Annotated in this window: 18 protein-coding genes; 8 read left to right on the forward strand and 10 right to left on the reverse strand. The window is 62.1% G+C overall.

Annotated features, from left to right (window positions below; all coding sequences use genetic code 11):
• Window positions 1–72: 72 nt before the first annotated feature.
• Window positions 73–864 (reverse strand): histidinol-phosphatase, encoded by a 792-nt coding sequence (gene hisN / locus ACF8EA_RS10165; protein ID WP_392521889.1) that lies wholly within the window; start codon window positions 862–864, stop codon window positions 73–75.
• Window positions 865–989: 125 nt separating this feature from the next.
• On the opposite strand from hisN, the gene ACF8EA_RS10170 reads away from it, so the two are divergent.
• Both ACF8EA_RS10170 and ACF8EA_RS10175 read left to right on the forward strand, forming a co-directional pair.
• A complete protein-coding gene (locus tag ACF8EA_RS10170) occupies window positions 990–1,880 on the forward strand; it encodes a universal stress protein (RefSeq protein ID WP_021785094.1) in 891 nt (296 codons plus the stop codon).
• Between the two features lie 256 nt (window positions 1,881–2,136).
• Window positions 2,137–4,263 (forward strand): TonB-dependent siderophore receptor, encoded by a 2,127-nt coding sequence (locus ACF8EA_RS10175; RefSeq protein WP_392521890.1) that lies wholly within the window; start codon window positions 2,137–2,139, stop codon window positions 4,261–4,263.
• A 31-nt stretch (window positions 4,264–4,294) separates the two neighbouring features.
• Here the strand turns inward: ACF8EA_RS10175 and ACF8EA_RS10180 are convergent, their stop codons facing one another.
• Both ACF8EA_RS10180 and ACF8EA_RS10185 read right to left on the reverse strand, forming a co-directional pair.
• Entirely contained in the window at window positions 4,295–4,816 is a 522-nt protein-coding gene (locus tag ACF8EA_RS10180) for an acyloxyacyl hydrolase (protein WP_392521892.1), read from the reverse strand.
• Window positions 4,817–5,046: 230 nt separating this feature from the next.
• On the reverse strand, window positions 5,047–5,919 hold the full coding sequence (locus ACF8EA_RS10185) for a LysR family transcriptional regulator (protein ID WP_392521893.1): 873 nt from the start codon (window positions 5,917–5,919) through the stop codon (window positions 5,047–5,049).
• 107 nt (window positions 5,920–6,026) lie between these two features.
• On the opposite strand from ACF8EA_RS10185, the gene ACF8EA_RS10190 reads away from it, so the two are divergent.
• On the forward strand, window positions 6,027–7,412 hold the full coding sequence (locus ACF8EA_RS10190) for an aldehyde dehydrogenase family protein (RefSeq protein WP_392521895.1): 1,386 nt from the start codon (window positions 6,027–6,029) through the stop codon (window positions 7,410–7,412).
• 37 nt (window positions 7,413–7,449) lie between these two features.
• On the opposite strand, the gene ACF8EA_RS10195 is transcribed toward ACF8EA_RS10190, so the two are convergent.
• Window positions 7,450–9,360, reverse strand: coding sequence for an AAA family ATPase (locus ACF8EA_RS10195; RefSeq protein WP_392521897.1), 1,911 nt, complete (start codon window positions 9,358–9,360; stop codon window positions 7,450–7,452).
• 78 nt (window positions 9,361–9,438) lie between these two features.
• Window positions 9,439–10,338: a helix-turn-helix domain-containing protein gene (locus ACF8EA_RS10200; RefSeq protein WP_392521898.1), complete on the reverse strand. Its 900-nt coding sequence runs from the start codon at window positions 10,336–10,338 to the stop codon at window positions 9,439–9,441.
• 183 nt (window positions 10,339–10,521) lie between these two features.
• On the opposite strand from ACF8EA_RS10200, the gene ACF8EA_RS10205 reads away from it, so the two are divergent.
• The 4 genes from ACF8EA_RS10205 to ACF8EA_RS10220 all read left to right on the forward strand — a co-directional run bounded on the left by ACF8EA_RS10205 (window position 10,522) and on the right by ACF8EA_RS10220 (window position 15,186).
• A complete protein-coding gene (locus tag ACF8EA_RS10205; protein WP_392521901.1) occupies window positions 10,522–11,880 on the forward strand; it encodes a glutamine synthetase family protein in 1,359 nt (452 codons plus the stop codon).
• Between the two features lie 80 nt (window positions 11,881–11,960).
• On the forward strand, window positions 11,961–13,049 hold the full coding sequence (locus tag ACF8EA_RS10210; RefSeq protein WP_028697446.1) for a polyamine ABC transporter substrate-binding protein: 1,089 nt from the start codon (window positions 11,961–11,963) through the stop codon (window positions 13,047–13,049).
• Between the two features lie 13 nt (window positions 13,050–13,062).
• Window positions 13,063–14,358 (forward strand): NAD(P)/FAD-dependent oxidoreductase, encoded by a 1,296-nt coding sequence (locus tag ACF8EA_RS10215; RefSeq protein WP_392521903.1) that lies wholly within the window; start codon window positions 13,063–13,065, stop codon window positions 14,356–14,358.
• 150 nt (window positions 14,359–14,508) lie between these two features.
• A complete protein-coding gene (locus ACF8EA_RS10220) occupies window positions 14,509–15,186 on the forward strand; it encodes a DUF3313 domain-containing protein (protein ID WP_392521905.1) in 678 nt (225 codons plus the stop codon).
• Window positions 15,187–15,273: 87 nt separating this feature from the next.
• Here ACF8EA_RS10220 and ACF8EA_RS10225 read toward each other — a convergent pair whose 3' ends face one another.
• The gene (locus ACF8EA_RS10225; protein ID WP_103444372.1) at window positions 15,274–16,650 is read right to left on the reverse strand and encodes an L-serine ammonia-lyase; all 1,377 of its coding nucleotides are present in this window, start codon (window positions 16,648–16,650) and stop codon (window positions 15,274–15,276) included.
• A 146-nt stretch (window positions 16,651–16,796) separates the two neighbouring features.
• Between ACF8EA_RS10225 and ACF8EA_RS10230 the strand changes: the two genes are divergently transcribed.
• The gene (locus ACF8EA_RS10230) at window positions 16,797–17,738 is read left to right on the forward strand and encodes a LysR substrate-binding domain-containing protein (RefSeq protein WP_392521906.1); all 942 of its coding nucleotides are present in this window, start codon (window positions 16,797–16,799) and stop codon (window positions 17,736–17,738) included.
• Between the two features lie 34 nt (window positions 17,739–17,772).
• Here the strand turns inward: ACF8EA_RS10230 and ACF8EA_RS10235 are convergent, their stop codons facing one another.
• From ACF8EA_RS10235 to ACF8EA_RS10250, 4 genes are all read right to left on the reverse strand, one after another.
• Entirely contained in the window at window positions 17,773–19,194 is a 1,422-nt protein-coding gene (locus ACF8EA_RS10235) for an undecaprenyl-phosphate glucose phosphotransferase (RefSeq protein WP_101196782.1), read from the reverse strand.
• A 178-nt stretch (window positions 19,195–19,372) separates the two neighbouring features.
• Window positions 19,373–20,125, reverse strand: coding sequence for a WecB/TagA/CpsF family glycosyltransferase (locus tag ACF8EA_RS10240; protein WP_274148250.1), 753 nt, complete (start codon window positions 20,123–20,125; stop codon window positions 19,373–19,375).
• Entirely contained in the window at window positions 20,125–21,312 is a 1,188-nt protein-coding gene (locus ACF8EA_RS10245) for a glycosyltransferase family 2 protein (RefSeq protein ID WP_021785078.1), read from the reverse strand. Before ACF8EA_RS10245 ends, ACF8EA_RS10240 begins: the two co-directional genes overlap by 1 nt.
• Entirely contained in the window at window positions 21,309–22,511 is a 1,203-nt protein-coding gene (locus tag ACF8EA_RS10250) for a glycosyltransferase (protein ID WP_392521908.1), read from the reverse strand. Before ACF8EA_RS10250 ends, ACF8EA_RS10245 begins: the two co-directional genes overlap by 4 nt.
• Between the last annotated feature and the right edge of the window lie 27 nt (window positions 22,512–22,538).

Below are 22,538 nucleotides of genomic sequence, written 5' to 3' on the forward strand. Positions count from 1 at the left end.
ACCGTTGAAGCCAGTGACAAGCCGTTGCATGAACGCAGTGGCTTGTCACATGCAACGGTCATATCAGCGACTTCATTGTGCCTGGCGCAACATCTCCACCACCTGCGCATGCAGCGCCGGGTCACCACAGGCCACCACGCACCCGCCATCCTGCGCCGAACTGCCATCCCACGCCGTGATCACGCCACCCGCCCCCTCGATGATCGGCATCAGCGCCTGTACGTCATACGGCTGAAGGCTCGCTTCGACGATCACGTCGACAAAGCCCGAGGCCAGCATGCAGTAGGCATAGCAATCACCGCCATAACGCATCAACCGCGCCTTGCTGGCGACCGCTTCGAATGCCGCCTTGCGCTCGGCGGTGTCGAACATGTCCGGCGTGGTGCACATCAGTGTGGCGGCAGACAGGTCGGCGCAGGCACGCGTTTTCAGGGGCGTGCCACTGCGCCAGGCGCCTGCCGGGGTACCCACGAAACGTTCGCCGGTGAACGGCTGGTTCATCACGCCCAGCACGGGGCGGGTGCCGTCATTCAGGGCAATCAAGGTGCCCCACAGCGGCAAGCCGGTAATGAAGGCGCGGGTGCCATCGATCGGGTCCAGCACCCAGGTCAACGGGCTGCTGCCCACTGCAATGCCGGCTTCTTCGCCAAGAATGCCGTGCTCGGGGTAACGCGCCTGGATCAACTCACGCATGGCGTCTTCAGCGGCCTTGTCGGCCACGGTCACCGGGTCGTACAGACGCCCGCCCTTGTCCTCGACATCCAGGCTGGCGCGGAAGTATGGCGCGATCGCTGCAGCGGCAGCATCGGCCAATTGCTCGGCAAAGGCGCGATACTCAACGATCTGTTCAGCACTCAGGGACATGGGACGGGCCTCGTGACAATGATGGGGCACGCATCATACCCGACACATCGCCCCGGTGTACGCTGCGGCGGTCTAGACTGAACATGATCAGGTCACCGGGGGGCTGCCACACGTGGAGGTGTGCGATGAGCCAGTTCAAACGTCTGTTCGTCATGCTCGGCCCGCAAATGCGTCATACGCCTGCGCTGCAACGCGCGGCGGCGTTGGCAGAGTCCAGCGGTGCCCTGCTGGATATCAATGTGTTCGTCGACGACGTCGACACCTTTGGCTTGATGAGCGATGGTCGTGAGCGTGAGCGGCTGCTCAGCGACAACCGCCAATGGCTGGCGGATGAGGCCGAACAGCTGAGCGATGCCGGTGTGGACGTGTCCACCGAGCTGTTGTTGACCCGCGACCCGCTGGGCAGCGTACTTGAACGGGTCGAACGGCTGGGCTGCGATCTGTTGGTCAAAGACGTACAGCACGAGCCCGTACTCAAACGCCTGCTGGTCACGCCGCTGGACTGGCAGTTGCTCAAGGACAGCCCGGTCGCCGTGCATCTGGTCAGCGACATTCGCCTGCCCCTGCCACGGCAGATCGCCGCCGCGGTGGACCTGAACAGCCATGGCGCTGGCGAGCACCTGGACGAGCAGGTCATCCACTGCGCCCATGACCTGGCCCTGCAGTGCAACGCCGAACTGCACCTGCTGCATGTGTGCGACGCGGCCAAGACCCACATCGCCGACTTCGGCGCCGGTACGGTCACCATGCCCGGCTTCGATGGCAGCGTGCGAACCGCGCAGCGGGCGGCGTTCAACCGCCTGGGCGACCATCACCAGATCCCGCTGGAGCGTCGGCACTTCCTCGAAGGGGCCGCGATCAGGGCCATTGCCCAGTTCGTCGGCCACAATCGGGTGGACGTGATCGTCATGGGCAGCCACCGGCATGACGCCATGCAGACATTCCTGGGCGGGACAACGGCGCATGTTCTGGAACACCCGCTGTGCAATGTGTTGGCGATCAAGGCTGTTCGCTGAGCTTCAGCAGCCTGCCCTGGGGCCGGGCAGGAATAACCTTGTACATGTGAAGAGGCACTTCCAGCCACGGAGCAGCTTATAACCTGTCGGCCCCTCCGCAGTTCCTGCAGGCACTGTTGTCACTGACGCTTTATCTGCTTTGGTTTCTGGTACACCAGTGCCATTAAAAATGAATGCATTTGATAATGATTCGTAGTATGTTCGCGGCATTTACCGACCTAGCCCCTCAGCGCCCTAATCAAGGATCGTACCGTCGATGCGCCGCACGTTCGTTTCGCTTTGTGTGCTTCATGCTGTCTCCCCGCTGGCCTTTGCCGAGCCTGAACCGCTCAGCGACCCTGCCCAGATCGAACTCCAGGCCCTGAGCATCACCAGTACTGCCGACAGTGAGCGTGCGGACGGCCCGGTCGAAGGTTACAAGGCCAGCCGCTCGGCCAGTGCCACCCGCACCGACACGGCGCTGCACGAAACCCCGCAATCGGTCAGCGTGGTACCCAAGGATGTGCTGGTAGACACGGGCGCCACGCGCCTGCAGGACGGCCTGGACTACGCCGGTGGTGTCGGCCGCGCCAACAACTTCGGCGGCCAGGGCCTGACAACCTTCACCGTGCGTGGCTTCACGACCGGTGAGTTCTACCGCAACGGCTTTCCGATCAACCGCGGCTACCCCAATGCCCCGGATGCCAACACCGTCGAGCGCCTGGAGGTCATCCGTGGCCCGGCCAGCAGCCTGTACGGCCGTGGCGACCCTGGCGGTACGTTCAACGTGGTCAGCAAGCAGCCGTTGCCCGAGTCCAAGGTCACCCTTGGCAGCCAGTTCGACGACCAGGGCATGCACCGTGCCACCCTCGATGCCACCGGGCCGCTGAGCCAGGACGGCTCGCTGGCCTACCGCCTGAACATACTGGGTGAAGGTGGCGACAGCTTCCGCGACGATGTCGAAAGCGAACGCTACGATGTCGCCCCGGTCATCAGCTGGCAGGTCAATGACGCCACGAAGATCACCTTCGAAGGCGATTTCATGCGCAACAACCACCCCCTCGATCGCGGCCTGACCCGCTACCCCACCCAGACCGGCAGCGCCTCGCGCGATACCTATATCTGGGAAAAAGGCAGCGACAACCTGCTGCATAACGACAACAACATGGCGCAGCTGCGTTTCGAGCACCTGCTCAACGACAACTGGACTTTGGCAGGTGGGTTCCAGTTCCTTGATGGTTCGCTCAAGGGTAATGCAGTCGAGGGGAGCAATTTACTGCCAGACGGCCGCACCCTGCAGCGGAACTTCAACTATCGCAAGCTGGAATGGACCGACCGTGACTGGCAATTGAACCTGACCGGGCATTTCGATACCGGTACGCTCAGCCACACTTTGCTGACCGGTGTCGAATACGAGAACTACGACTACAACTCGATCATCCAGCGCTCCTCGGCAGCCTACCCGATCGACATCTACAACCCGGTACTGGGCCAGCCGCGCCCGGCACTGGACCGCACCACCACCTGGGACAAGGAAAACCTGCAGACGTGGGCGTTCTTCATTCAGGACCAGGTAGCGCTGACCGAGCGATTGAAGGCGCTGGCGGGTGTGCGCTTCGAGCGTTTCGAGCATGACTATGACAACAAGCTGAACAATGCCGGCGATTTCAGCAAGGGCGAAAACGGCGTTACACCCCGCCTTGGCTTGATCTACGACCTGACCGATACCCTGGCGGTCTACGCCAATACCGCACGTTCGTTCAAGCCCAATACGGGCACGCCGGCCAGTGGCGGCGGTTTCGATCCAGAGAAAGGCAAGTCCTACGAGCTGGGTGTGAAATGGGAGTCACTCGACCGCCAGTTGAGTGTCGACGCGGCGATCTACCACATCGTCAAGGAAAACGTACTGGCCAACGACCCGAGCGACCTTACTGGTACTTACAAGATCGCGGCCGGCGAAGTGCGCAGCCGTGGCCTGGACATCAACATCGCCGGCAACCTCACTCCCGAATGGCGCATGATCGGTGGCTATGCCTACGTGGACGCCGAAGTCACCAAGGACACCACCCTGCCCAAGGGAACGCACCTGGCCAATATCCCGCGCAACACCTTCAGCCTGCTGAACACCTACGAGTTCCAGGATGGCCTGGCCAAAGGCCTTGGCCTGGGCGTAGGCGTGAAGTATGTCGACGACCGTGCGGGGCAGACATCGGCAGCCACTTACACGATGGAACGCTACAGCGTGGTCGACCTGTTGAGCTTCTACAAGGTCAACGAGCATGTGCGGTTGAATCTGGACGTGAAGAACGTGTTCAACAAGGGGTATGACGAAGGCGCGTTCAACAGCTACGTATACCCCGGCGCACCGCGCACGGTGCAGGCCGGTGTTTCCTATACCTTCTGAATTGCCGGGGCCGCGCAGCGGCCCCGTAATGTCAGAAAGCTCTGCTATAGAACAGCGAGTACGACTCGATGCCGTCGTTTGGCTGCTTTATTCCGGCGTTGGAGTAGTGCATGGCACGGATGCCTACCTTCTGTTCTCCCGGCAACTTCAGGCCAAAGCCGATGCGGTCTTCGAAGTTGACCGACGACCCCAGGCGCTGGTCCCCCACGTCGGTCTTTGAAAACGCTGCCAGGCCAATACCTGCCTCGATGTAAGGCGTGTAGGTAAAGCCGCTGAACTCATACGTGAACACCGGGCTGAACGACAGCGAATGCGCACCACTGGCATCGCCACCTTCCCAATAGGTGTAGGCCGCATCCCAGTACCCGCTCACATGGCCGGTGCTGCTTTCCAGCCATTTCTTGTCCCAGTCGAACGACATGCCGATACGGTAGGTCATGTCACCTTGGCCAGTGGCGCCCACGGCGCCTGATATCTGCGCAGCCTGGACCAGATCGGCCCCGGCAAAGGCCAGCACTGCAACGGCCAGCGAAGCTGCTAGACGGGTTTTCATCAACGACTCTCCTGATGGTCTACACGGCATGCGGGGGCTTGGGCCCCTCGACGTTATGCGCTGACCGGTGCATCCAGACCGGTCATGCGAAGTAATACTTTTCTGATTATTGTCCAGATAATCAGAAGGTTGGAAGTGTATTGCCACTATTGACTAAAACATTTGGTAACGATGTGCCTTGCCGGGCACAGGAGCTCACGAGGCGTGACCCTACCTCAGGAAGGAGTACATCAGTACTCCTGCCCGCGGCCTTCTTCAAGCAACTTCACGAACATGCTCAAACTGCGCGAGACCGTACCCCGTCGCCATACCAGCCAGGTTTTCAGGTAACGGAAGTCCTCCGACATTGGCCAGGCGCTGACGGTGCTGCACCCGGGCATATTGTCGAGCATGCTGCGCGGCAGCATGGCCAGGCCGGCGCCAGCGCTGACGCATGCCAACATGCCGTGGTACGACTCCATTTCGTGGATCTTGCCCGGTACCGCCTGGTCTTTTACGAACCAGTTTTCGAAGTGATGGCGGTATGAACAGTTGGCGCGGAAGGCGTAGATACTTTCACCGTTCACGTCCTGGGCGCGGGTTACCGGTGTATGGTTGAGCGGCGCAATGACCATCATTTCTTCCTCGAACACCGGTATGCCCTCCAGCGTCGGGTGCAGCACCGGGCCGTCGACGAACGCAGCCACCAGGCGACCAGACAGCACGCCTTCGAGCATGGTCCCGGAGGGCCCGGTGGACAGGTCAAGGTCAACCTTGGGGTAGCGTTGGTTGTAGGCGGCCAGCAGCGCCGGGATGCGCACCGCCGCCGTGCTTTCCAGCGATCCGAGGGCAAAGGTGCCCTGCGGGTCTTCACCCGCCACGGTCAGCCGCGCCTCATGGACCAGGTCGAGGATGCGCCGGGTATATTCGAGGAAGTTCCAACCCGCAGGCGACAGGCGCAGGCGGCTCTTCTCGCGAATGAACAGCTCTACCCCCAAGTCCTCCTCCAGTTGCTTGATGCGCGTGGTCAGGTTCGACGGCACCCGATGGATGTGCTGCGCGGCGGCGCTGATGCTGCCCTGCTCTGCCACGGCCTTGAAGATCTCCAGTTGCACCAGGTCCACAGGCATTCTCCAAACGTGAATGTTTCGCTCATTATTATTCAGTTTTCATTAAAGCCATAGCCCACTAGTCTGGCCTCATTGATTAACAACAACGAGAGTGTCCCGCCATGAGCGCGATCAGCAGCCTGACCCACGCCATCTCCCTCGACCCGTACAGCGGCGAGCAGATCGGCGCCTACCCGTTCGACACCGACGCCGCACTGGAAGCGGCGCTGCAACGCGCCAAGGTTGGCTACCGCCAGTGGCGCCAGGTGTCGCTGGGTCAGCGCAGCGAGTACCTGCTGGCCCTGGCCGGCACCCTCGAAGCCAAGGCTGAAGCTTTCGCGCACATGATCAGCCGTGAAATTGGCAAGCCGATCGCCCAGGCCCGTGGTGAAGTCGCCAAATGCGTTGGCCTGTGCCGCTGGTACGCCGAGCACGGCCCGGCCATGCTCGCCGCCGAGCCGACCCAGGTCGAAAAAGCCCGTATCGAATACCGCCCGCTGGGCCCGATCCTGGCCGTGATGCCGTGGAACTTCCCGGTCTGGCAGGTGCTGCGTGGCGCCGTGCCGGCGATTCTGGCGGGTAACACCTACGTGCTCAAGCACGCACCGAACGTAATGGGCAGCGCCTACCTGATGGGTGAGCTGTTCAAGGATGCCGGCCTGCCGGAAGGCGTGTTCGAAGTGTTGAACGTGCCCCCGGATGGCGTCACCCGCGCCATCAACGATCCGCGCATCGCCGCCGTGACCCTGACCGGCAGCGTGCGTGCCGGCATGGCGATTGGTGCACAGGCCGGTGCCGCGCTGAAGAAGTGCGTGTTGGAGCTGGGTGGCTCCGACCCGTTCATCGTCCTGGCCGACGCCGACCTGGATGCCGCCGTCCAGGCTGCGGTGATAGGCCGCTACCAGAACACCGGCCAGGTGTGCGCCGCCGCCAAGCGCCTGATCGTGGAAGCAAGCATTGTGGACGCGTTCACCCACAAATTCGTTGAAGCCACTCGCCAGTTGAAAGTCGGCAACCCGCTGGAGGACGACACCTATATCGGCCCGATGGCCCGCTACGACCTGCGCGACGAGTTGGACGGCCAGGTTCAGGCGACGTTGGCCGAAGGCGCCACGTTGCTGCTGGGCGGCAACAAAGTCGAAGGCGTGGCCAACTTCTACGCACCGACCGTGTTCGCCAATGTCACCCCGGACATGACCGCGTTCAAGCAGGAGCTGTTCGGCCCGGTAGCGGCGATCATCACGGCACGCGATGCCGACCATGCCGTGGAACTGGCCAACGACAGCGAGTTTGGCCTGGCCTCGACCATCTACACAGCCGACTATGCGCTGGCCGAACGCATGACCGCTGCACTGGATACCGGTGGCGTGTTCATCAACGGCTACTGCGCTTCCGACCCCCGCGTGGCGTTTGGTGGCGTGAAGAAGAGCGGTTTCGGCCGTGAGCTGTCGCACTTTGGGGTGCGCGAGTTCACCAATGCCCAGACGGTGTGGCTGGACCGTAACTGATTCATGACCCTGGGGCTGCTTTGCAGCCCCATCTGCGTCAATCCCGAACCTGGTCCTTGACCCAGTCCAGCATCCCCCCCGGCACGATCAGTTCATGCCGCGCCCGCGAACAGGCGGTATACAACCCCGCCAGCATACGCGCCCGTTCATTGCGGTTACCCACCACCTGTGGCGCCACCATCAGCTCCGGCGACACCATCACCCGGGCAAACTCCATGTTCTTCACATCCCGTACACGCCCCAGGAACAATTTCGGCGCCTTGTCCCAGCGGTAACGGCTCTTGGCCTTGGCAAAGTGCTCCGGCGTGTAGCCCTTGCGCAGCATGTTGGCCACGGCGACGAACGCTTTGTCATCGCCCTTGTCCTGCTCCAGCGCCTGCCAGCTGGCATAGCGGAACAGCATCGGGTGGCGCGGCCGCGTGCCGTAGCGGTACAGCTCGATGCAGTCCTCGACGAACAGTTCAAAGTCCTTGCGAGCGCTTTTCAGCAACAAGAACGGCACCCCCTGATGCGTCAGGCGCTGGAACCAGCCAAACAGGCCCCATTCATCATCGACGATAAGCGCCGTGGGCTGTTCCGGCACCATCACCGTGTCGAAGAAGCTGACCCGGGTGTAGTGCTCGGCATTGCCACTGAAGGCTGCCTGGATCGTGGCCGGGTGCGCCTGGATCAGCGGGTTGAGCACATTGTCCATTGCCGGCCCGGCGCGCAGTGAATGGTCGATGCAGCGTTGGCGGATAAAGCTGCCATGGTGCGGGCTGAGGCCGTTGAGGTTTTGCAGTTCGTCACCCAGGGTAATGATCGACTGCGGACTGCGATCGAGTACCGCCAACATCGGTGCCGACAGCTCGTGGGCCTCGTCGACGATGACATGGGTGTAACGGCTGTCGATCACATGCTCGGTCAGCGACAGCAGCTTGACCCGGTGGTAGTCACGCACCGGCAGCTGAATGTCCCGCGCCGACGGGCGAATCAGCTCTTGCCAGTACAGGCGCGCCTTTTCCAGCAGCACCTCCTGATCCAGCGGCGAGGTGCCAGGCCCGGCCCAGGGCAAGTGGTGCAGTTGAAGCTGGGTATCGGCACTGTGGCAGAACGTGCGCACGGCGCGGATGCACAAGGCAACCACGTCACGCGCTGCGAGCGGGCCGATATCAGGGATGGCCAACCAGCGCACCACTTGCGCTTCCTGGGGGCGCCAGGACAGCTTGGTGCGATACGGATCGCGCAGTCGCCAGCCGTTGCTGGTGAGGTCGCGGTTGAGCAGTTCGTCAGCCAGTTGGCCGAAGGTCAGCGCGGTATAGGCGGCAGCGTCCTTGACCCGCGCCTGCAGCGCGCGCAACTGGCCTTCAGTCAAGGCCAGCAGCAATGTGCGCTGCGGCTCCAGCAGCCGGGCGAACTGGTGAATCAGGAAGGTCTTGCCGGTGCCGGCGAAACCTTGCACAGCCACAGACTCGTCGACGCCACTGAGGAATTCACGCAGCAGGCGGTTTTGCTGGTCGCTGAGCATCAAGTCGCTGGCCAGCGATGGCAGGTACACCGGGTGCAGCGGCGTGGCCCGTTGGCGGTAGCGGTCGGCGAACTGGAAGTTCCACTGGCCTTCGTCATCCAGCAACTCGTCCGCCTGGTACTCCACTTCGGCCGACAGCAGTGCAATGCCATTTTCGCCCAGCATGCCCAGGCCCATGGCGAACGCTTCGCGATCGAAGTGCTGCGCTACCTGGCCCTGGAAGCGCCCGGGGGCGACACCTTCGACTTGGTTGGCGATGCGCACGATTTCGGCGAAACGACGCTCCTGCGCGTCGGCCGAGGCGGTGGCAGGCTGACGTGGCAGGTTTTGCACGAACAGCACGGCGGCGGCATCGAGCACACTGGCAGTGGTGAAGAATTCGGTTACAGCCGCGCTGGCGAGGCGGTCAGCCTGGTCGCTGGGCAAAGGCAGGTAGAACATCAGCACCTCGGGTGAAATCAGGGCGGCACGATAGCAACTTTCGGCACGAGATGCTGGGTTCAGTTTTGGCGTGCCCCCTCAACCCCTGCCCCGCCTTAACGTCTCGCTCGGAAACTCCTTAAACAACTGGCGGTAACTCTCTGAAAATCGTCCCAAATGCCAGAACGACCAACGCATCGCCACCTCGGCGACAGTCACCCCTCCTCCCCGCAAAAGATCGCGCCGCGCGCCGTTCAACCGGCGCAGCCGCAACCAGTGCGCAGGCGGCATGCCGGTGAATGCTTTGAACGCCTGCTGCAACTGACGCAATGAAACCCCGGCAACCTCCGCCAGCTCCACCAGGTTCAGCGTTTCTTCCGGGCAGTCGGCCGCCCATTCGCTGACCCGGTGCATGATCGCCCTTTCCTCGTCCCGCCGCCCCAAGGCCACGCCCTGTAAACGCTGACTGGCGTTGTCGAGAATGAACAGACAGTCCTCCAGCAACTGCTCAGCCAGGGCCTGCCCTTGCGACGGGCAACCCTCCTCGCCCAGCCGGGTCAAGGTGGCGCTGAGCCAGCTGCCGAACAGCGCATTCTGGCCGCTACCCAATGGCACCATGAATAACCCTTCCAGACGCTGCGGGTCTAGCCCATGGCGGGCCAGGAACGCCTGGTCGAACACGACCGCCACCTCGTGGTAGTTCTCCGGCGTGATCCAGATATTGCGGCTTTGTTCGTTCAGCAGGTACAGGCTGTTCTCGCTGCGGTCGAAGCAAAACGCCAACGCGCCGCTTGGCGCGCGGAAAAACTGTTCCACACGGGTGTTCAGGCGCTCTTCGTACACCTCCACGCCATCCAGCCCCAGACAACGCAGCTCACCGCTGAAGTACCCGGGTGACATCTGCCGGTACTGCTGCTGCCAGCCAGGGGTGGCGCGCACTTGCTCGGTGACGTCAGTGGTGTGGAAAGCCTGGACCTTCAACGCATTGGCGGTTGTCACACATCGTCCTGTATGCACTCTTTTGGTGCATTCGATACTGAAGAAAGTGGATAGATCGCCCCGGGGGGCTGCGACCAAGATAGTCTGCAGCGCGTCACCTGGGAAGCGTAACGCCTTCGCAACTGTTGAACGGTTTTCGCAAGCGCCCACGCTCCCCCACTAAAACCCAACCAAGAGGTCTGTATGAACGCCCCCTTCGATCAGCTGTCCACCTGGCTGAAAGAACACCGGATCACCGAAGTCGAATGCGTGATCAGCGACTTGACCGGCATCGCCCGCGGCAAGATTGCGCCCACCGCCAAGTTCCTCCATGAGCGAGGCATGCGCCTGCCAGAAAGCGTGCTGCTGCAGACAGTCACCGGCGACTACGTCGACGATGACATCTATTACAACCTGCTCGACGCCGCCGACATCGACATGGTCTGCCGCCCCGACCCCTCCGCCGTTTACCAGATCCCGTGGGCGATCGAGCCAACCGCGATCGTGATCCACGACACTTTCGACAAGCAAGGCAACCCCATCGAGCTTTCGCCACGCAACGTGCTGAAGAAGGTGCTCAAGCTGTACGCCGACAAGGGCTGGCAGCCAATCGTCGCGCCCGAGATGGAGTTCTACCTGACCAAGCGCTGCGAAGACCCGGACTTGCCACTGCAGGTGCCACTGGGGCGTTCCGGCCGTGCTGAAAGTGGCCGACAGTCGTTCTCGATCGATGCCGCCAACGAATTCGACCCGCTGTTCGAAGACGTCTACGACTGGTGCGAGATCCAGGGGCTGGACCTGGATACGCTGATCCACGAAGACGGCCCGGCGCAGATGGAGATCAACTTCCGCCACGGCGACGCGCTGGACCTGGCCGACCAGATCACCGTGTTCAAGCGCACCATGCGCGAGGCAGCGCTCAAGCACAACGTGGCCGCCACGTTCATGGCCAAGCCGATCACCGACGAACCCGGCAGTGCCATGCACCTGCACCAGAGCGTGGTCGACATCGCCACTGGCAAACCGATCTTCGCCAACGAAGACGGCAGCATGAGCCAGCTGTTCCTGCATCACATCGGTGGCTTGCAGAAGTACATCCCCAAGCTGCTGCCAATGTTCGCGCCCAACGTCAACTCGTTCCGCCGCTTCCTGCCGGATACCTCGGCTCCGGTCAACGTCGAGTGGGGTGTAGAAAACCGCACCGCCGGCCTGCGCGTGCCCACGTCCAGCCCGGAGGCGATGCGGGTGGAAAACCGCCTGCCGGGCGCCGATGCCAACCCGTACCTGGCCATCGCTGCCAGCCTGTTGTGCGGCTACCTGGGCATGCTCGAACAGATCGACCCTAGCGCACCGGTGCAGGGCCGTGCCTATGAGCGACGCAACCTGCGCCTGCCAATCACCATCGAGGATGCGCTGCAGCACATGGAAGACTGCGAAACCGTACAGCAGTACCTGGGCAAGCAATTTGTCCAGGGCTACGTGGCGGTCAAACGCGCCGAGCACGAGAACTACAAGCGCGTCATCAGCTCGTGGGAGCGTGAATTCCTGATGCTGAGTGTCTGATCCACCGCGGGGGTGCTTTGCACCCCATGCACAGGCAACCCTGCTCCGAACTCGAAGAACAAGACCAACGAGGTGTTCCCATGCGTCATCTGCAAGCCCTGATCCCCGCTGCATTCACCCTGCTGTTCGCCACCACCACCCAGGCCGCACCCACGGTCAGTGTGTACAACTGGACCGACTACATCGGTGACACCACTCTGGCCGACTTCCAGGCCAGCAGCGGAATCAAGGTGGTCTATGACGTGTTCGACTCCAACGAAACCCTTGAAGGCAAGCTGTTGGCCGGGCGCACGGGTTATGACGTGGTGGTACCGTCCAACCACTTCCTCGCCCGCCAGGCCCAGGCCGGGGCCTTCCTGCCGCTGGACCGCAGCAAGCTGCCGAACTGGCAGCACCTGGACCCCAAACTGCTCAAACAACTTGAACAGAACGACCCCGGCAACCAGTACGCCGTGCCTTACCTGTGGGGCACCAATGGCATCGGCTACAACGTCGACAAGGTCAAGGCGGCACTGGGTGTGGACCATATCGACTCGTGGGCAGTGCTGTTCGAGCCCGAGAACCTGAAAAAGCTCAAGCAGTGCGGCGTGGCATTCATGGACTCACCCGACGAGCTGTTCCCGGCCGTGCTCAACTACCTGGGCCTGGACCCGCGCAGCGAAAAACCGGGCGATTACGCCAAGGCCGAGGCCCGCCTGCTCGAACTGCGCCCCTATATCACCTACTTCCACTCCTCCAAGTACGTTTCAGACCTGGCGAACGGTAATGTCTGCGTAGCGTTCGGCTACTCCGGCGACGTGTTCCAGGCCGCCAACCGCGCCGTAGAGGCGAAAAACGGCGTGAAGGTCGCCTACAGCATTCCCAAGGAAGGCAGCAACCTGTGGTTCGACCTGCTGGCCATCCCCAAGGACGCCAACAACCCCGAACAGGCCCTGGCGTTCATCAACTACCTGCTCGACCCCAAAGTGATTGCCAAGGTCAGCGCCACGGTCGGCTATGCCAATGCCAACCCTGACGCCAAGGCCTACATGGATGCATCGCTGGTGAACAACCCCGAGATCTACCCACCGCAGGAGGTGCTGGACAAGCTGTACATCTCCAGCACCCCGAGCCCAAAAATCATGCGCGTCATGACCCGCTCCTGGAGCAAGATCAAATCCAACCGCTGAGTCGAGAACGCTCATGTCTTTCAATACCCAACACACCGCCTCGTACTACGCCGCTACAGCGCGCGACGCGGCACCCTACCCCAGCCTGGACAGTGAACTGACGGCCGACGTTTGCGTGATCGGCGGCGGGCTGACCGGGGTCAATACCGCCCTGGAGCTGGCCGAGCGCGGCCTCTCGGTGGTGCTGCTGGAAGCCCGTCGCATCGGCTGGGGCGCCAGTGGGCGCAATGGCGGCCAGCTGATTCGCGGCATCGGCCATGATGTCAGCGGCTTTGCCCGGCATGTCGGCCAGGAAGGTGTGCGCTACCTGAAACAGGCCGGCATCGATTCAGTGGAACTGGTGGCCGACCGTATCGCCCGCTACGGCATTGCCTGCGATCTGCGCTGGGGCTTCTGCGAACTGGCCAACACCGAGGCGCAGTTCGCCGCCTTCAAGGATGAACAGGACGACCTGGCCGCCCTGGGCTATCGCCACGAAACACGCCTGGTCGGCGCCGGGCAGTTGAACGAGATCGTCGCCAGCGACCAGTACGCTGGCGGCCTGGTAGACATGGGCTCGGGCCACCTGCACCCGCTGGATCTGGTCCAGGGCGAAGCCCGCGCGGCCCACAGCCTGGGCGTGCGCATTTTCGAACAAAGCCCGGTGCTGCGTATTGAGCACGGGCCCAGGCTGACGCTGTACACGGCGCGCGGCAAGGTGCGTGCAAGCAGCCTGGTGCTGGGTTGCAACGCTCACCTCGATGAACTGGAGCCGCGCCTGAGTGGCAAGGTGCTTCCGGCCGGCAGCTATGTGGTGGCCACCGAACCCTTGCCCGAAGCGCTGGCCAGCAGCCTGATCCCGCAGAACATGGCGCTGTGCGACCAGAAGGTCGGCCTGGACTACTACCGTCTCACTGCAGACCGCCGCCTGCTGTTCGGTGGCGCCTGCCACTATTCCGGGCGCGACCCTAAAGACATTGGCGCGTACATGCGGCCGAAGGTATTGAAGGTGTTCCCGCAACTGGCCAACGTGCGCATCGACTACCAGTGGGGTGGCATGATCGGCATCACCGCCAACCGGTTCCCCCAGGTCGGGCGCCTTGGCCAGCACCCCAACGTGTATTACGCCCAAGGCTATTCCGGGCACGGGCTGAACGTGACGCACTGGACGGCGAAACTGCTGGCCGAAAGCATCGCCCTCGGCCATAGCCACGGCCTGGATGTGTTCAGTGCCGTGCCGCACCTGACCTTTCCCGGCGGCAAGGCCCTGCGCTCACCCCTGCTGGCACTGGGCATGTTGTGGTACCGCTTGCGTGAGGCCCTGGGTTGAGTGGGCAACAACGTTTGCAGCGCCACTCAGGGCGAGCACGTCCCGGTCACGCATTCTGTACTTTTCAAAGAGGATTGCCCCGTCCACTGGCCAAGTGCCTCGTACCTGCTAGCGTTGTTGAGGCCGACCTCTCATGGATGCCTTTTCATCATGAAATCATTGCCTCGCATTACCCTGTTGTGCGCCGCGCTGCTTGCCGTGGCCGCCTGCTCCAGCAATCGCGTGGACCCCAAGGATTACTCCGGCTTCCTCAAAGACTACAGCCGGCTGCAAGAAGCCAAGAGCCCTTCGGGTGACCCGGTGATGCGCTGGATCGATCCCAAGGTCAATATCAACCAGTACAGCCAGGTGTTCGTCGAGCCAAGCCAGTTCTACCCCAAACCGCAGCCAACAACGGTTATCTCGCAGCAGACGCTGCAGGAAATCACCCGCTACTTCAACGAGGCCCTGCGCCGGGAAATGAGCAGCGTGATGCCTCTGGCCAAGGGGCCTGGCCCGGGCGTGATCGTGATACGCCCGGCGATCACGGCAGTGTCCACCAGTAACGAGGGCCTCAAGCCTTACGAGGTGATCCCTATCGCGCTTATTGCGGCAGGTGTGAATACCGCCATGGGTGGCCGTGACCAGGACGTGGATGTCGGTGTGGAGGCAGCGTTTCTGGACGGTGCCAGCCAGAAGGTGCTGGCCCAGGTGGTCCGCAAGGGCGCGGGCCAGGAACTGGAGAACGACACGCAGAAGCTGACCTTGAATGACGTCAAGCCGGTGCTCGATGGCTGGGCCAAGGACATGCGTGCGAGCTTCCTGGCAGCGAAGCAGAAAGGCCGATGAGTCAGCGCTGACCCATCAGGTCAACGCGATCTGGTGAAGGAGCGGCCCATCGAGTCACAAGGCCGCTCCAGTTGATCGCGTTTAACATCAGCACTCGACAAAAGCGACCGCCAAACCGCCGCGCGAGGTTTCCTTGTAATTGGTATGCATGTCCGCCCCGGTATCACGCATGGTGCGGATCACCCGATCGAGCGAAATGAAGTGCTCACCATCCCCCCGCAGCGCCATCTGCACGGCATTGATCGCTTTCACCGCAGCAATTGCATTGCGCTCGATGCAGGGCACCTGCACCAGGCCACCCACGGGGTCGCAAGTGAGCCCGAGGTTGTGCTCCAGGGCAATCTCGGCCGCGTTTTCCAGCTGCGGCGGCGTCGCCCCCAGCACCTGGGCCAAGCCGGCGGCAGCCATCGAGCAGGCCGAACCCACCTCGCCCTGGCAGCCTACCTCAGCCCCCGAGATCGACGCATTTTTCTTGCACAAAATACCGACCGCCGCAGCCGCCAGCAGGAAATCGACGACATCGGCATCGCAAACGGTCGGGTTGAACTTCATGTAGTAATGCAGTACAGCCGGGATAATGCCAGCGGCACCGTTGGTGGGCGCGGTAACCATGCGCCCGCCCGCGGCGTTCTCCTCATTGACCGCCAAGGCGAACAGGTTCACCCACTCCATGGCGCTGAGGGTTGAGCCGATCACGTTGGGCTTGCCCAACTCCTGCAGGCTGCGGTGCAACCGCGCGGCGCGGCGCTTGACCTGCAAGCCACCCGGTAGAACGCCCTCGTTGCGCAGGCCGTTCGCTACGCACTCACGCATGGCTGCCCAGATGCGCAGCAAGCCTTCGCGCACCTCGGCCTCCGGGCGCCAGGCGCATTCGTTGGCCATCATCAGTTGCGCCACGCTCAGGTTGTGGGCTTTGCACAAGGCCAGCAGTTGGGCACCACTGTCGAATTCATAAGGCAGCATCACGGCATTCGTTTCGCTTGCCGGCGCATCGATTTCGGCTTGCTCGACGATGAATCCGCCACCCACCGAAAAATAGGTCTGGCTCAACAGGCTGTGCTGCCCGTCGATGGCTTCCAGGCTCATGGCATTGGGGTGATAAGGCAGGCTCTCGTCGAGCAGCAGCATGTCACGGCCATAGTCGAAGGCCAGCGGATGGCTACCGTCGAGCATCAGGCAGTGTTCCTGCAGCACCTGGCCAATGCGCGACTCGATAGTGGCCGGGTCGATACGGTCTGGCCACTGGCCCATCAAGCCTAGCAGGCACGCGCGGTCGGTGGCATGGCCAACCCCGGTAGCCGACAGCGAGCCATACAGCCGCACCTCCACACGTGTTACCCGCGCCAGCAGCCCCTGCTCACGCAGGGCCTGGGCAAAGGTAGCCGCCGCCCGCATCGGGCCGACGGTGTGGGAGCTGGAAGGCCCGATACCAATTTTGAAAAGGTCGAAAACACTGATAGCCATGCTAATGCCTGACCCTACCCTGACATGCATCCAAGGTAGGGTTGTCTGAAGAAATTGAGCGTTATTGCGATTTTGCGCGATACTGACGCCGTGGCTCACGGATGACCAACGAAACTTCCTAAGCAAGGCTTTAGTGGTACTAAACGATGCGACGACAACTCAATGGTCAGATGTTCGTCTGGCTGCACGTATTTGCCTGCGCAGCCCGGCACTTGTCCTTCACCCGCTGTGCCGAAGAGCTGCACATCACCCCTGGCGCGGTCAGCCAGCAGATGCGCCAGCTGGAAGAGCGCCTGGGCTACCGGCTGTTCCTGCGCCGGGCGCGCGGCGTGGAGCTGAGCGCCGAGGGGCAACGCCTGGCTCAGACGGTGGCCGAGGCCTATGGCAGTATCGAGACCGAGCTGCTGCGGCTGGACGCAGGGGAAATCCGCGGCACGTTGCGTGTGCGTTCGATCCCCTCGTTCCTGGCTAAATGGCTCACGCCGCGCTTGCCGCGTTTTCAACAACGCTACCCGGACATCGAGTTGCGCCTGGTGGCTGAAGACAGTGCCCAGGCGCTGACGCCGGGCGACTTCGACCTGGCCATCGACCTGAACGATGGCAGCTACCCAGGCATGCTCTCGACGCCGCTACTGGACGAGCAGATCTTCCCGGTGTGCTCACCTGCCCTGCTGCGTGGGCGCCCACCCCTGCACGGGCCAAGCGATCTGGTGCACTACCCGTTGCTGCATGACATCACCGCCTGGCGTGGCAGTTCGGAATATGCCGAGTGGGAGTTTTACCTGGAAGGCATCGGCGCCGCCGGCCTGGATGTGCGGCGCGGGCACACTTTCAACCGCAACCACCTGACCATCGAGGCGGCGATTGCCGGGATCGGCGTGGCCATTGCCCGGCGCACGCTGCTCAATGACGAACTGGAGCGCGGCGCACTGATCGTGCCCTTTGGTGTACCGATCGCCAACCACAAGCGTTATGTGGTGCATTACCCGCCAGGCGGCTTGAACCAGCCGGGTGCGCGGGCGGTGCATGACTGGCTGGTGGAAGAAGCGCGGGGGTTCAGGGCATTGCATCCGTTGAACAAGGACTGACTGGCGGTACACGGTCGATGCGGGCGTGCGTTGCTCAATAAGCCTGCTTACCCGTAAAGGCATTAAGCGTGCGCACCAGAATCACAAAGTCCAGCCACAACGACCAGTTGTTGATGTACTCGATGTCCGAGTCGACCCGCTGGATCATTTGCTCGATATCCTTGGTCTCCCCCCTGAACCCGCGCACCTGCGCCAAACCTGTCATGCCTGGCTTGATATTGTGGCGGGCAAAGTAGTCAACGATATCCTGCGAATACAAGGTGTCATGTTGCAAGGCGTGTGGCCGCGGCCCTACCAGGGACATTTCACCGGTCAGCACGTTGAACAATTGTGGCAGTTCATCAAGGCTTGTACGCCGGATAAAGGCACCGACCCGGGTCAGCCGTGGGTCATTCTTCTGCGCCTGTTTGACCACGCCCTCTTCCGGTTGGTGAACATGCATACTGCGAAACTTCCAGATACGGAACGATTCGCCTGTCCAGCCGGTACGTTCCTGGCGGAAGAACACCGGCCCGCGGCTATCGATCTTTATGGCCAGCGCAACAGCCAGCAATACAGGTGATGCAAACAGCAAAATCAACGCGGCCAGCACCCGGTCCTCAAGGTTTTTCAAGAACAGGCTCATGCCCGTCAAGGGTGTCTCCGACAAGGTCAGCACCGGAATGCCGGCAATTTCCCGCACGCTGTGGTTGATCAGGCGCAACGAGAAGATATCCGGTACCCAGTTCACCGCAATGCACTTGTCGAGCAACTTGAAATACACGTCGTTGATGACCTCGGAGCCACCCAGTGGCGTCACCAGGTACACCGTACGAATGCCGTGTTGGGCCACCAGCTCGTCGAGGTCGCCAATATGCCCCAGCACTGGCAGGCGCTGCTTGCCCTCGGCACTCTCCCCCCCCAGCCCATCGCCTTTGTCGAGCAGCACGCAGCCCAGCACCCGCTCGCCAAACCACGGGTTGTTGCTGATTTTCTGATACAGGAAGTTGGCCAGGTCACCGTTGCCGATGATCAGGGCATTGTCCAGGCGCGCATGCGCGCTAAAGCGTTTTTGCAGTTCGCGCACGGCAAAATGCAAGAATAACTGGGCGACATAACCAATGACGAACAGTTGCACCACCAATAGCCGTGAATAGGTTTCGCTCTGTTTGGTCAGGAACGCCATGACCACCAGGAAGCAAAATGTTGCCGACCAGGCCTTGAACAGGCGGAACGCCTTGATCGACAACCCGACGTTGGTGCGGTAGATCGCGTAATGATCATAAATGACTGCCAGTGCACCAATCAGCAACAGCAGCATGATCACGTAATCGGATGTGATGTAGCCGAACTGGTCGTAGATCAGGTACCAGGCAATACCGGTGACGGCAATACCATCGAGGCCGGCCTGGATGGCGTTACTGACACTGCTTCTTCTCTGGAGTAAGGAACGACTGCTTCTGGGTTCGAAAACCATTTCAGACCTCATCAAGATGAGCGTAGCAAGTGCCTTCCATCAAACAGCAAGCCTTGAAAACAGACTTAAGCAAAAACCGTGCAGCAGGCGCGTGGCGCCCTCAAGCGATTGATATCACTGTAGCAGCCACCCGCTGCTGGCGTACCCGGAATCACCGCATTTGCGATTTTTGGCCGATTCATAGGGCCCGCCTGGCCGAAACCGCTGACCGCCGGTACAACAGGGTGCGCAACAGGAATAGCGGATTGCCCACCACATAACGCATGAACAGGCGCTTGGGCTCGCGCAGCAGGCGGTACAGCCATTCGCCCCCCAAACGCCGCAGCCATTCGGGGGCACGGCTGACCTTGCCACCGAGAAAGTCCAGAATCGCCCCACCACACACGATCAGGCATGGCCCGCCAATGGCTGCCAATTTTGCCGCCACCGCTTCCTGCTTGGGCATGCCCATGCCCAGTACAATCAGCTCGGGTTGCTCTCTGCGGGCCAATTGTAAGTAGGTTTCTACGCTGGCAAAGCCATCGTGAACGGACACTGGCACAATGCCGAACTCGGCTTTACAGCGCTGCGCGGCCTGGTCCAGGTAGGGTTGCCGGGTGCCCCAGAAGGCGACTTTGCGCCCTCGGTAAGTAGCCATGAGCCTGGGAATGAAGTCAGTGCCATTCATGTTGAGCCCGGGTTCCAGGCCCAGACCGCGATACAGGATCGCCATGCCGGCACCATCGCGCAGCAGCACATCTGCGGCCGACAGTGCCTGGCAGTAGCCACCATCGCGCACCACCAGGTTCATGGCATGGGCATTGACGAAGCCCAGCACGGTGCCCGTATCCGGTGTAGCCAGGCGATCGAGCAGGTGCTGCACTGCGGCGGCGTCAGCGATCACTTCCATCTGGTCGATCACGCGCTTCCAGCGATTCTGCCACTGAGCCATCAGTCGTCATCCCGTTTTGAACGCACCCATTCAACCTGGCGCTTGATCAGGAAGCTCAGGTACAAGGGAATCTTCCTGGCCGCGTAAAACGGCGCGTACAACAACACCGAGAACGGTATCACTTCACGACAGAAGCGCGCCCAGGCCAACACCACGGCAAAGGCCAGCAAGGCCAAACCGGTAAAGGCGAGCCGCGCGGGCACCGCCAGGCCGAACAGCAGGTACGCCAGCCAGGTCACCAGATTAAGCCCGAGCAAGGCCAGCACCAGCAACGCCAGGGGTGGCACCAGCAAGTCCAGGGTCAAGGCCGCCAGGCTAGCATTGCGCTGGGTGATTGCAGCCATCGCCCGTTTGGGTGCATCGGCGAGCATCAAGCCCAGATGGCCATGCTCCCAGCGGGTGCGCTGGCTGTTGAGGCCCTGCTCGCTGAGCGGGAACTGGCTAGTGACAAGTGCCTCGGGGCAGAAAGCAGGAGGCTTACCCTGCTGGCAAAGGTCCAGGCCCAGCTTCACATCCTCGACCAGATGACCATTGGCCAGGTTGATCAGGCTCAGATCGTTCCAGGCGAACGCCATGCCCGCGCCCATCAGCTGGCATGGCAGGCCCAAGCGCGCCCAACCGCGCGGCCGCACCAGGTTCTTGACCCGCCAGGCAAACTCGGCAACCTGCACCTTCAACCCGGCACCTGCAGGTGCACGCATCAGGTACAGCGACTGTACCGGGCGGGCAAGTTCGTGGCAGCGGCGCGCCAGGCAGTCGATCGCCCCTTCGCCTACCTGACAGTCGGCATCCACCACAATTACAACCTCGGGCGGTCGTTGAGCCAGGTGACGCACGCCGAAGTCCAATGCGTACCCTTTGCCGCGCAACCGCGTATCGTGGCGCTCTACCACTTCGGCACCAGCCTCGTGTGCCAACTGGGCCGTGTCGTCAGAGCAGTTGTCCGCCACTACCAGCAAGCGATCGCCGTCCAGCAGTTGCGGCGTAACGCTGGCCAGCATCGCACGAATGACCAACGCCTCATCGTGGGCGGGCACCAACACCGCCACTCGCGGGCGCTCGCCAATGCCGTTGGGCCTCGCCCGCGCTGGCAGGCACGCCAACAACACTTGCAGCACCAGGACCAACACCGGTACCAGGACGATGATCGCCAACAGGCCCAGTAACCAACCCAATACACTTATCATGCGTATGCCTTGAAATAGCCGGCCAGCCTGGCCGCCTCGGTGTCGATGTCATGCCGTTGCACTACACGCTGGTAGGCCACCTCGCCCATGTGCTGCAGTACCTCGGTCGGTTGCGCCAGGCAGTCGGCCATGGCTGTTGCCAGCTCGTCAACGGCACCGGCAGGGAACAGCCAGCCGTTCTCGCCAGGCCGCACCAGCTCGGGGATACCCGCTACATAGGTGGTCAGCACTGGCCTGCGCAAGGCCATGGCCTCCATGATGACCACTGGCAAGCCCTCGGCAAAACTGGGTAGCACCAGCGCGCGGGCGGCCAGAATTTCCTTGCGTACCTGCGCACTGCTGATCCAGCCGGTTATATGCACTTGCTGCTGCAAGCCGTGCCGGGCAATCAAGGCCTCGATTTGCTCGCGCATTTCACCGTCACCCGCCAGCACCAGCTCGAAGGCGATCGATTGGGCAGCGAGACAGCGCGCCGCTTCCAGCAACAGCAGCTGGCCCTTCTGCTCGCACAGGCGCCCGACACACACCAGCCGTGGCGCCGGCGGCACATTGACCGGCGCCACCTCATGAAACCCACGCTCCAGGCCACAATGCACCACCTTCACCTTGCCCCAGTGCTCGTGCGCCACCCAACGGTATAGCTGGCTGCGCCCGTACGAGCTCACCGCCGCGACAAAGGCGGCGCGCCGCACCTTCTCACCCAGATGCAGAAACTGTGGTTTGTCGAATTCTTCGGGGCCGTGCACGGTAAAGCTGTATGCCGGCCCGCCCAGGACGTTGGCCAGCATGACCACCTCAGTAGAGTTGGTGCCGAAATGCGCGTGCACATGGGTCGCATCCCCTGCCAGCAACCACTGCTGCACCTGGCAGGCCTCGGCCAGGTAGACCAGATGATAGGGCCAGGCACGGTCGGCCCGCAGACCAAGGCGCATGGCCAGCCACAGCGCCTGGAAAAACCGCCGCGGCTGCGTACGCAGTACCTGCCACGTCGGTGCGAGTAGCCCCTTGAGCCCACCTTGCAATACGTAGCGGGTCTTGCCCCGTTCGGTTGCGTCCTCGGCATCCTGCACCTCGGCGTCCCACCCACGCAGGGCTATACGTTGTACCTCAACCCCCTGACGCTCCAGCGCCAGAATTTCGCGACGGATAAAACTGTGGCTGACTTTCGGGTACTGATTGATGAAGTAAGCAATGCGCATACGAATCCAGATCCAAACCCGCTTGAT

It is taken from the genome of Pseudomonas sp. YQ_5, from assembly GCF_043103305.1.
GTDB lineage: Bacteria > Pseudomonadota > Gammaproteobacteria > Pseudomonadales > Pseudomonadaceae > Aquipseudomonas > Aquipseudomonas putida_Y.